The 2127-nt window shown below is 67.0% G+C and carries 2 protein-coding genes; one reads left to right on the top strand and one right to left on the bottom strand.

The genetic code is table 11. The features are described 5' to 3' along the window. Positions 1-178: 178 nt before the first annotated feature. Entirely contained in the window at positions 179-1132 is a 954-nt protein-coding gene (locus tag AB4Y84_RS19940) for an AraC family transcriptional regulator (protein ID WP_442244959.1), read from the bottom strand. A 101-nt stretch (positions 1133-1233) separates the two neighbouring features. Between AB4Y84_RS19940 and AB4Y84_RS19935 the strand changes: the two genes are divergently transcribed. Continuing rightward, positions 1234-2079 (top strand): oxidoreductase, encoded by an 846-nt coding sequence (locus AB4Y84_RS19935; RefSeq protein WP_442250756.1) that lies wholly within the window; start codon positions 1234-1236, stop codon positions 2077-2079. The last annotated feature ends 48 nt before the right edge of the window (positions 2080-2127 follow it).

Raw genomic sequence — 2127 nt, 5'->3', positions numbered from 1 at the left:
GCAGCGAACGGGCATGGGCCAGGATCTCGTGGGCCTTGGGGGACAGTGACTCTTTCATGGGTGTAAACCTACTAGTAGGTAGACGCCCTGTCAACCGACTCGTTCGCCGGGCATGGCCCGGCGCTACCTGACACGGGCTTCCCTGGTAGCGCCGGGCCATGCCCGGCGAATGCCGCAATCAATGCGAAGACACATACAGCGCATCGGCCGGCGCCGGCGGCAGCGCAAAACTTCGCCGCATGCGCGCCACCTCGGACGCCGGCGGCAACCCGAACAAACGCTTGAACTCCCGATTGAACTGCGACGGGCTGGCGTACCCCACCGCCAACGATGCCGCCTCGGCCGTCATGCCCTGCCGCAGCATCAGCAGCCGCGCCTGATGCAGCCGCGTGGACTTCACATACTGCATCGGCGAGGTACCGGTAATGCTGCGGAAGTGATCATGGAACGTGGCCACGCTCATCTCCGCCTGCGCTGCCAGCGCATCCACATCCAACGCCGTCGAATAGGCCGCGTGGATATGCCGCAGCACCTTGCCGATGCGGCCGAAGCGCCCGCGCATCGCCAGCGCCTCGCGCAGCGCCCCACCCTGTGCGCCGCTCAGCACCCGGAAATACAGCTCGCGCACCAGTGAGGGCCCCAGCACGTCGGCCTCCAATGGATCGGCCAGCGCTTCCAGTAATCGCAGCACCGTGGCCTGCATCGCAGGCTGCATCGGGCTGGACGTCATGCTTCTTGCCGGCGCTTCGGTGCTGGCAGTGCGCTCGCCCAGTTCTATCAGCAGATCTGCGGCCAGCTGCAGATCCAGATGCAGGTAGATCGCCAGCAGCGGCGCCTCGGCCGTGGCCTCGGTCTCCATGGTGAAGGGCACCGGCACCGACACTGCCAGGTAGTGCTGCGCGTCGTACTGGTAGACCTCCCCGCCCAGATAGCCGCGCTTCACCCCCTGGCAGACGATCACGATGCCGGGGTCGTACAGCACCGGCGTGCGCGCCAAGGGACGGTTGGAGCGCAGCAGCCGCACCCCGGGCACTGCCGTCAGCGTGTAGCCCTCGTCCACGGCCAACGCCTGCAACAGACCCACCATGCGTGCCTGTGCGGGATGTTGCAGCGGATCATCGGCCGACCGCATCGGGCGCCCCATAGGAATAGGCAAGAAAGCCCGAAGCTTAGGCCTGGGCGGCCGCGCACTCAATCACTAACGTGCAACTCCCCAGCCACGAGCCCTCGGCCATGACCGAATCCCGCCTCCTCGTCATCACCGGCGTCAGCAGCGGCTTCGGCCGTGCCCTGGCCCAGCAGGCCCTGTTGGCCGGCCATCGCGTGGTCGGCACCGTACGCAGCGAATCTGCCCGCCAGCAATTTGCGGCCCTCGCACCCGGTCGCGCCTTCGGCCGCCTGCTGGACGTCACCGACGCTGCGGCCATCGATGCACTGGTAGCCACCGTCGAAGCCGACATCGGCGCCATCGACGTGCTGGTCAACAACGCCGGCTACGGCCACGAAGGCATCCTCGAAGAATCCACGCTGGACGAACTGCGCCATCAGTTCGAAGTGAACGTGTTCGGTCCCGCCGCGCTGATCAAAGCCGTGCTGCCGCACATGCGCGCGCGCCGCCGCGGTCACATCCTCAACATCACCTCCATGGGCGGCTTCATCACCTTGCCGGGCATCGCCTGGTACTGCGGCAGCAAGTTTGCGCTGGAAGGCATCAGCGAGGTGCTGGGCAAGGAAGTGGCGTCATTCGGCATCCATGTGACCGCGATCGCGCCGGGCTCGTTCCGCACCGATTGGGCTGGCCGTTCGATGGTGCGGGCCTCGCGCAGCATCGGCGACTACGACGCGCTGTTCGATCCGATCCGCAACGCCCGCGAGGAAAAGAGCGGCCATCAGCTGGGCGACCCGATCAAGGCCGCGCAAGCCATGCTGCAGGTGATCGACACCCCCAACCCACCCACGCATCTGCTGTTGGGCAGCGACGCCCTGCACCTGGTACGCGGCAAGCTGGCTGCCATGACAGAACGCATCGATGCCTGGGAGCGCCTCAGCCGCTCCACCGACAACGCGGCGTTGCGGTAGCGCCGGGCCATGCCCGGCGAGCGAAGCGGCCACTGCAGCGCGAGACGC

This window comes from Stenotrophomonas sp. 2YAF22 (assembly GCF_052114665.1).
GTDB lineage: Bacteria > Pseudomonadota > Gammaproteobacteria > Xanthomonadales > Xanthomonadaceae > Stenotrophomonas > Stenotrophomonas indicatrix.
The sequence above is the reverse complement of the archived record's forward strand: the minus strand, read 5'-3'. Positions and strand labels throughout refer to the sequence as shown.